We start from the raw sequence: 8,281 nt of genomic DNA on the forward strand, positions 1-8,281 counted from the left end.
GCCTCACTTGTCCTTGTCGAGCGTGTAGGTGCGGTCGCCCTTGTCGACCGGGGGGCCGCCGGGGGAGCCGTCCGTGGACGGGGCGACGAGGGCGAGGCGTACGTGCTCGGCGAAGGACTCGGCGTACGCGACGCGCTGGGTGTCGAGGGTGGAGAGCGCGAAGGTGATGGGGACGGCGGAGGTGGCCCGGTCCGTCCGGTCGTTGCGCTGCGAGACGGGGGTGAGGGTGCCGACGTCGAGGACGCGGGCGCCGGTGACGATCAGCCGGGACTGGTCGGGGTCGCCCTTCTTCTCGCCGGCGAAGGTCGCGTAGATGTTGACGGTGGCACCGGCGGTGATCTTGCCCGCGACGCCGGCGGCGGCGTCGACCATGATCGCGGTCTCCTGCTCTCCCGGCCGGAGCCGGGGGCGCTCGACGATCATGTCGGTCTGGAGGAGGGAGCCGGCCTTGAGTTCGGTGACGGCGATCTTGCCCTCGATCTGGCGGAGGTCGGTGACGGCGGTGGCGGAGAGCCAGCGCTTGGGCATGGAGATCTTCTCGAACTGGTTCGCGCTCAGGGGCTTGTAGGGCTCCACGTTCCTCTTGAGCCGGTATGCCGTGGTCTCCGGGCCGACCTTGGAGTTCACGTCGCTGATGACGGCGAGGACACCGGCGAAGGCGCCGAGGGCGCACAGGACGGAGAGCAGCAGCAGGATCACGCCGCGGCGCTGGCGGGAGTTCATGGCCGTACTTCCTCGGTCGGAGCGGTCGGAGCGGTCGGAGACGTGGGTCGGGGCGGGGCCTGGTGCGCGGGGCCGCTCATGGCAGGGCGGGGCGGGCGGCCCGCGCACCGGGTCCCAGGGCGTGGGCCCGTGGGCCGGTCCCGAGGGCCCGGGCGCCGGGGTCGGGCGGCGGGGCGGGCACGGTCAGCGGGGCGGAGCAGAAGCCGCAGCGGTCGCCGATGAGTTCCATCCCGCACCAGTGGCAGGTCTCGCGGCGTACGGAGGCGACGAGCTGGTAGAGGACGGACGGGTCGGGCAGGTACGCGGCGAACTCGACGAGCTTGCCGGTGCCCCACCAGCCGGGCGAGGAGGCGGGCAGGGGCACTTCGTGCACGGGTCCCGGGATCCGCCACCGGGGTACGAGGGTGGTGGTGGGCCAGTCGGTCTGGAGCTGGCCGCGGGCGAGGAGGAGTTCGGTGGCGAACTCCGGTCCGGAAAGGTGTCCTTCCCCTCCACCGAGCCGGACGATCTGCGGGGTCGGTCCGGCGAGGACGGCGAAGTGGGCGCCGGGGAGCCAGCCCTTGAGGTGGGAGCCGAGGCTCACAGGGACGCGGTCGAGCCGGGAGACGGAGCCGAGGACGGCGCCGGCGTAGATGTAGTGGGCGAGCAGCCGGGCGGCGGAGGCGAGGACTCCCGGGCTGAAGTCGCAGCCGGCGAGCTGCCGCAGCTGGCGGACGAGGACGGCCGCGCCGAGGGGCGGCAGGTCGGTCCTGACCAGCGCGATCCGGTCGCTCTCCAGGAGGGCGCGGACGGCGTGCAGGCGGTGCTCGACGGCGGCGGGCGCGGCGGTGGGGCAGACGACCACCACGTGCCCGTACCGGGCGAGGAGCTGCTGCATGTCGGCGAGGGAGGCGTCGAGCGAGCGGGTCTCGGGGGGCGGGAGCACGGCGGCCTGCGGGGTCCCGGGGTCGGTCGGCGGCAGCACCAGGTCGGTGCTGGTGACGGCGATCGCTGTCGGCACGTCGGACCCCCCGTCCCCTCCGGCCTCCGGCGTCCCGGGGGCCGCGGATCACTTACCGCGTTCGCGGCGTCACCGCAGGGTGCCGCCGTCTCTGCACCTTATCCACGTCCCCCGGGGTGGTGAACACACAATCCGCCAAGCTGTCCCCACTAATTTGCGCCCTGACCTCGCCCCCTGGGACCGGGCCCAGTCCCGCCCCTGGGACCGACCCCGACCCCGCCCCCTGGGACCGGCCCCGACCCCGGACCCCGTTGCGGCCGAACGCCGTTCGCCGCGCGGGGTATTGACAAGGCGATTGGTCTGGACCAACTTGTTCCGACAGCGGTGGCCGCCGCCGGTACCCCGTACCCGCACCTCCCCTCCGTACGACGACGTACGGCACCTCCACATCCCCAACTCCCCCACCGGAGGATGCACGTGGACCGCACCACCACCCGCCCGCACGGACGGCGCCTGCTCGGCGGAGCGCTCGCGCTCGCCGTCGGCTCCGGGCTCGTCCTCGTCGGCGGAGCCGGCACCGCACAGGCGGCGGACGTCAACGTCGCCAGGAACGCCGGGTTCGAGAACGGCCTCGCCGACTGGTCCTGTTCCGCCGGGAGCGGCGCCGCCGTCTCCTCCCCGGTCCGCACCGGGACCGGCGCCCTGCGCGCCACCCCGGCCGGTCTCGACAACGCCAAGTGCGTGCAGGCCGTGGCCGTGAAGCCCAACTCGACGTACACGCTGAGCGCCTGGGTCCAGGGCGGCTACGCCTATCTCGGCGCCACCGGCACCGGCACCACCGACGTCTCCACCTGGACGCCCGACAGCGCCTCCTGGAAACAGCTCACGACCACCTTCACCACCGGCGCATCCACCACGTCCGTACAGGTCTACACCCACGGCTGGTACGGCACCTCCCCCTACTCCGTCGACGACGTGAGCGTCTTCGGGCCCGACGGGGGCGGCGGCCAGGACCCCGACCCGACCGCCCCGTCCACCCCGGCCGGTCTCGCCGCCGGCACGGTCACCACCGGCTCCGTCGCCCTGAGCTGGGGCGCGGTCTCCGGCGCCACGGGCTACAAGGTGTACCGGGACGGCGGGAACCCGCAGACCGTCACCGGCACGTCCGCCACCGTCACGGGGCTCACCGCCGACACCGCGTACCAGTTCCAGGTCTCCGCGACGAACGCCGCCGGCGAGTCCGCGAAGTCCGCCGCCGTGACGGTCCGCACCGCCAAGGCCACCGACCCGGGCCCCGGCCCGGCCGTGCCCAAGCACGCCGTCACCGGCTACTGGCAGAACTTCGACAACGGCGCCGCGAAGCAGAAGCTGCGGGACGTCCAGGCGGCGTACGACATCATCGCCGTCTCCTTCGCGGACTCCACCGCCACGCCCGGCCAGATCGCCTTCAACCTCGACCCGGCCGTCGGCTACGCCTCGGTCGCCGACTTCAAGGCCGACGTCGCGGCCAAGAAGGCGGCCGGCAAGTCCGTGATCCTCTCCGTCGGCGGTGAGAAGGGCAACGTCACCATCAACAGTGACGCCACCGCGACCGCCTTCGCCGACAGCGCGTACGCCCTGATGCGGGAGTACGGCTTCAACGGGATCGACATCGACCTGGAGCACGGCGTCAACGCCACGTACCTCACCAAGGCGCTGCGGCAGCTCTCCGCCAAGGCGGGCTCCTCCATGGTCCTGACGATGGCCCCGCAGACCATCGACATGCAGAACACGGGCTCCGAGTACTTCAAGACCGCGCTCGCCGTGAAGGACATCCTCACGGTGGTCAACACCCAGTACTACAACAGCGGTTCGATGCTCGGCTGCGACGGCAAGGTCTACAGCCAGGGCTCGGTGGACTTCCTCACCGCCCTCGCCTGCATCCAGCTCCAGGGCGGCCTCGCCCCGTCCCAGGTCGGCCTGGGCGTCCCCGCCTCCACGCGGGGCGCGGGCAGCGGCTACGTCGACCCGCAGGTCGTGAAGAACGCGCTCGACTGCCTGACCAGGGGCACCGGCTGCGGCACCTTCAAGCCCGACCGGACCTGGCCGTCGCTGCGCGGCGCCATGACCTGGTCGACCAACTGGGACGCGACGGCCGGCAACGCCTGGTCGAACGCGGTGGGCCCGCACGTGCACAACCTGCCGTAGCGGCCCCGAGGTGACGGCGCGGCGCCACCGCTCCCCCGGTGGCGCCGCGCCCTCGTCTCACGCGGGCAGGTAGTGGCGCAGCACCGGGTCGAGCAGCCGGATCCACTCGTCGACCCGGGCGGCGCGGCGGCCGTCGACCTCGCAGTCGTAGACCGAGCCGTCGTAGAGCGTGACGGCGACGCGCAGCACCCGGTCGCGCCGGATGCGCTCGTACCGTACGGCGCCGATCTCGCTCCAGAGGAAGTCGGCCTCCTCGCCGAAGAAGTGCAGGGACACCCCGGTCCCGTCGACGGCGATCCCGGAGTTCCGGTCGGCGGCGGTGAAGTCCGGCGCGGGCGGCGGCGGCACGAGGGGCGGCGGCGGAAGGTAGGGGAAGGCGGGATGCGGTACGGGGACGGGGGCGGGGTGCGGTACGGGGCCGGGGACGGCGTCCTGGACACCGGCGCCCGGCATCGGCATCGGCAGCGCGTGACCGGGCGGCGGTACGGCGTCGACGGGCGGGACCCGGGGCACGGGTACGGCGTCGGCCGGCGGGCCCTGGGGCACGGGCGTCGGCACCGCGTCGGCGGGTGTCGACGCGGCCACCCGGGGGTCCGGCACCACGGCCGGCGCCGAGGGTGCCATGGGCGGCCCGAACACCCCGGCTCCAGCCCCGGCCCCGGCCCCGGCTCCCACCCCGGCCTCAGCCCCAGTCCCAGCCCCGGCCTCAGCCCCAGCCCCGGCCTCAGTCCCGAGCCCAGCCCCGGGCCGACCCCCCATCAGCTCATCCATGATGGCGTCCGGAGTGGGCCGTTGGGCGGGGTCCTTGGCGAGGCAGCGCCCCACGAGCGGCCGCAGCGCCTCCGGTACGGCGCCGAGGTCGGGGGCCTCGTGCACCGACCGGTACATGAGCCCCATCGGCGTCCCCCCGCCGAAGGGCCGCCCGCCGGCCGCGGCGACGAGGACGGCGCCGAGCGCGAAGACGTCGGCGGCGCCGGTCACCTCCTCGCCGAGGGCCTGTTCGGGGGCGAGATAGCCGGGGGTGCCGAAGGCGGAGCCGGTGGCGGTGAGCCGGGTGGACTCCAGGGCGCGGGCGATCCCGAAGTCGAGGACGCGCGGCCCGTCGGCGGCCATGACGATGTTGCCGGGCTTGAGGTCGCGGTGGACGAGCCCGCAGGCGTGGATCGCCTCCAGGGCCTCGGCGAGCGCGGCGCCGAGGGAGCGCAGCCGCCGCTCGTCCATGGGGCCTTCGGCGGTGAGGAGTCCGGAGAGGGTGGGCCCCGGGATGTAGGCGGTGGCGAGCCAGGGGGCCTCCGCCTCGGGGTCGGCGTCGACGACCTGCGCGGTGTGGAATCCGCCGACCTGCCGGGCCGCGGCGACCTCGGCGCGGAAGCGGGCCCGGAAGGACGGGTCGGAGGCGAGTTCCGGCCGCGCGACCTTGACGGCGACGGCGCGCCCGCCGCGCGATCGGGCCAGATAGACGGTGCCCATGCCGCCTTCGCCTAGCTTGTGCTCGATGACGTATCTACCGATGAGGGTCCCCACGCGGGACAGTATGGCCGAACTCCCCACCTTGACCCGTCCATGACATAGCCGGACCATGTGCCCGGACACGTACACGTCCGGGCCGCCATGTGCCCGGACACCCGCACGGCTCGGTCGCACTCCCCCACACTCCCCACCCAGGAGACAGCATGCGACGTCCCCTTCGCGGCAGAAGGTCCGCCACCCTCGCGGCCCTCGTGGCGTTCGCCCTCGCGGCGCCCCTCTCCGCGCTCACCACACCCGCCGGGGCCGACCCGGCGCCGACCGCCGCCCGCATCGCCTCCGGCGCGGAGGAGGTGATCCGGCAGTACGAGATCGCCGGACCGTCCACCGTCGCCGCCCGCACCGCGCTGGCCGCCACCGGCGTCTCGATCGACGAGGTCGACGCCCGCTCGGTCGTCGTCAGCGCCAACACCGAACAGCTCGCCCGGCTCAAGGCCCTCGGCTACCGCCCGGTCGCCCTCCCCGGCCCGCCCGACCGCTCCACCGCCGCCGACAAGACGGCCGGCCCGCTCGACTTCCCCTCCGCCGACGCGAAGTACCACAACCACGCGGAGATGAACGCGGAGATCGACCAGCGCCTCGCCGCCTACCCGTCCATCATGAGCAAGCGGGTCATCGGCAAGACGTACCAGGGCCGCGACATCGTCGCCATCAAGGTCAGCGACAACGTCGGCACGGACGAGGCCGAGCCCGAGGTCCTCTTCACCCACCACCAGCACGCCCGCGAGCACCTCACCGTCGAGATGGCGCTCTACCTGCTGCGCGAGCTCGGCGCGGGCTACGGCACCGACTCCCGCATCACGAACATGGTGAACGGCCGCGAGATCTGGATCGTCCCGGACCTCAACCCGGACGGCGGCGAGTACGACATCGCGAGCGGCTCCTACCGCAGCTGGCGCAAGAACCGGCAGCCCAACGCCAACTCCTCCTACATCGGCACCGACCTCAACCGGAACTGGGACTACAAGTGGGGCTGCTGCGGCGGCTCCTCCGGCACGAAGAGCTCCGAGACCTACCGGGGCGCCGCCCCCGAGTCCGCCCCCGAGGTGAAGGTCGTCGCCGACTTCGTCCGCTCCCGGGTGGTCGGCGGCAGGCAGCAGATCACGGCGGCCATCGACTTCCACACGTACAGCGAGCTGGTCCTCTGGCCCTTCGGCTGGACCACGGCGAACACCACGACCGGCATGACCCAGGACGACCGCGACGCCTTCGCGACCGTCGGCGGCAAGATGGCCGCGAGCAACGGCTACACGCCCGAGCAGTCCAGCGACCTGTACATCACGGACGGCTCGATCGACGACTACCTGTGGGGCGCGCACAAGATCTTCGCGTACACCTTCGAGATGTACCCGTCCTCGGGCGGCGGCGGCTTCTACCCGCCCGACGAGGTCATCGAACGCGAGACGAGCCGCAACCGCGACGCCGTCCTCCAGCTCCTGGAGAACGCGGACTGCATGTACCGCTCGATCGGCAAGCAGGCCCAGTACTGCACGGCCTGACGGCCCGTGGGCGAGGGGTGCCCCGGTCGCGACGGCCGGGGCACCCCTTCGTCCCTTCGTCCGGGCCCGTCTCAGTCCAGGACGGCCAGCGCGTCGATCTCGATGAGGAGGCCGGGCGGGAGGCCGACGTAGACCGTGGTGCGGGCGGCGGCGGGGGCCTTGAGGTTCTGCTCCTCGAAGTACTGGTTGTAGATCTCGTTCATCTCGGCGAAGTGGTCCACGTCGGTGAGGTAGACGCGCATCATCATCACGTCGTCCCAGCCCGCGCCGCCCTCCTCCAGGATCGCCTTGACGTTGGCGAAGGTCTGGAGGGTCTGCTCGCGCAGGGTCGGGCCGGCGACCGTCGGGGCCCGGCCCTCGACGGCGGGCAGGAAGCCGACCTGGCCGGCGACCTGGAGGATGTTTCCCTTCCGCACGCCGTGCGAGAACCTCGCGGGCGGGGCGGTGTGGGTGGCGGGGGTGATGGCGGTCTTCTCGCTCATGCGGTGTCCTTCGTAGGGGGCTTGCCGGAGTACTCGCGGCTGATGGCGTCCGCGGTGCCGCGCACCTCCGGGAGGAGGGTGAGGAGTTCCTCGGCGGTGACGACCACGTTGGGCGCCGAGACCGACAGGGCGGCGACGACCCGCCCGTCGGCGCCCCGGACGGGCGCGCCGACGCAGTTGATGGACTCCTCGTGGCCACCGAGATCGGTGGCCCAGCCCTGTTCCCGTACGGTCGCCAGCTCCTTGAGGAAGGCGGCGGCGTTCGGCGTCGAACGGGGCGTGTACGGGGGGTAGTCGAGCTTCGCGGCGACGGCGCGCCGCTCCGGCTCGGGCAGGTCGGCGAGGAGCAGCTTGGCCACGGCGGCGACGGTGATCGCGACGGGCCTGCCGATGCGCGAGTACATGCGGACCGGGTAGCGGCTCTCGACCTTGTCGATGTAGACGACCTCGCCCTCCTCGTACACGGCGAGGTGGATCGTGTGCCCGATCCGCTCGTTGAGGGCGAGGAGGTACGGGTGGGCGATCTCGCGGACGTCGAGGTTCTCGACGGCCTCCTGGGCGAGCGCGAAGAGACGGGCGCCGAGGCGGTAGCGCTGGTCCTGCTGCCGGTGGACGAGACCGTGCTCGTGGAGGGTGCGCAGCAGCCGCAGGGCCGTGGACTTGTGGACGCCGAGCCGCTCGGCGACCTGCCCGAGGTCGGCGGGTCCCTGGGCGAGCAGCGGCAGGATGCTGAGCGCCCGGTCGACGGTCTGGCTCATGGCGTACGTACCTCCTGGTCGTCCCCCGTCCAGCCGGGGCCGAGGTGAAGTGTGCCCCAGGCCGCGTCGTCGAGCGCGGCCAGCCGGTCGGAGCAGCGGCGGGGCCCACCACGGTTCGGTGTCCAAGGAGCAGCGCGCCCAAGTGGAGGAGGACCTGAAGGCGGG

Annotated in this window: 7 protein-coding genes and 1 pseudogene; 2 read left to right on the forward strand and 6 right to left on the reverse strand. The window is 73.0% G+C overall.

What is annotated here, in order from left to right; genetic code table 11:
• Nucleotides 1-3 precede the first annotated feature (3 nt).
• Together cpaB and ABZ318_RS27460 are read right to left on the reverse strand one after the other, a co-directional pair.
• Nucleotides 4-723 carry a Flp pilus assembly protein CpaB gene (gene cpaB, locus ABZ318_RS27455; protein ID WP_356905152.1) on the reverse strand — a complete coding sequence of 240 codons (720 nt, stop codon included), beginning with the start codon at nucleotides 721-723 and terminating at the stop codon, nucleotides 4-6.
• Nucleotides 724-799: 76 nt separating this feature from the next.
• Complete coding sequence (locus ABZ318_RS27460; protein ID WP_356905153.1) at nucleotides 800-1,723, reverse strand: hypothetical protein; 924 nt, start codon at nucleotides 1,721-1,723, stop codon at nucleotides 800-802.
• 411 nt (nucleotides 1,724-2,134) lie between these two features.
• Between ABZ318_RS27460 and ABZ318_RS27465 the strand changes: the two genes are divergently transcribed.
• Nucleotides 2,135-3,850, forward strand: a complete 1,716-nt coding sequence (locus ABZ318_RS27465; RefSeq protein ID WP_356905154.1) for a glycosyl hydrolase family 18 protein — start codon at nucleotides 2,135-2,137, stop codon at nucleotides 3,848-3,850.
• 57 nt (nucleotides 3,851-3,907) lie between these two features.
• Here the strand turns inward: ABZ318_RS27465 and ABZ318_RS27470 are convergent, their stop codons facing one another.
• Nucleotides 3,908-5,374, reverse strand: a complete 1,467-nt coding sequence (locus ABZ318_RS27470) for a serine/threonine-protein kinase (RefSeq protein WP_356905155.1) — start codon at nucleotides 5,372-5,374, stop codon at nucleotides 3,908-3,910.
• Nucleotides 5,375-5,523: 149 nt separating this feature from the next.
• Between ABZ318_RS27470 and ABZ318_RS27475 the strand changes: the two genes are divergently transcribed.
• Nucleotides 5,524-6,876 (forward strand): M14 family metallopeptidase, encoded by a 1,353-nt coding sequence (locus tag ABZ318_RS27475; RefSeq protein ID WP_356905156.1) that lies wholly within the window; start codon nucleotides 5,524-5,526, stop codon nucleotides 6,874-6,876.
• Between the two features lie 71 nt (nucleotides 6,877-6,947).
• On the opposite strand, the gene ABZ318_RS27480 is transcribed toward ABZ318_RS27475, so the two are convergent.
• The 3 genes and pseudogenes from ABZ318_RS27480 to ABZ318_RS27490 all read right to left on the reverse strand — a co-directional run.
• Entirely contained in the window at nucleotides 6,948-7,358 is a 411-nt protein-coding gene (locus ABZ318_RS27480; protein ID WP_356905157.1) for a RidA family protein, read from the reverse strand.
• Entirely contained in the window at nucleotides 7,355-8,116 is a 762-nt protein-coding gene (locus ABZ318_RS27485) for an IclR family transcriptional regulator (RefSeq protein WP_356905158.1), read from the reverse strand. Before ABZ318_RS27485 ends, ABZ318_RS27480 begins: the two co-directional genes overlap by 4 nt.
• Nucleotides 8,113-8,208, reverse strand: a pseudogene (locus ABZ318_RS27490) (carbohydrate kinase); the annotation flags it as partial. The gene ABZ318_RS27485 and the pseudogene ABZ318_RS27490, both read right to left, overlap by 4 nt.
• Between the last annotated feature and the right edge of the window lie 73 nt (nucleotides 8,209-8,281).

Source organism: Streptomyces sp. NPDC006197 (genome assembly GCF_040613865.1).
Lineage (GTDB): Bacteria > Actinomycetota > Actinomycetes > Streptomycetales > Streptomycetaceae > Streptomyces.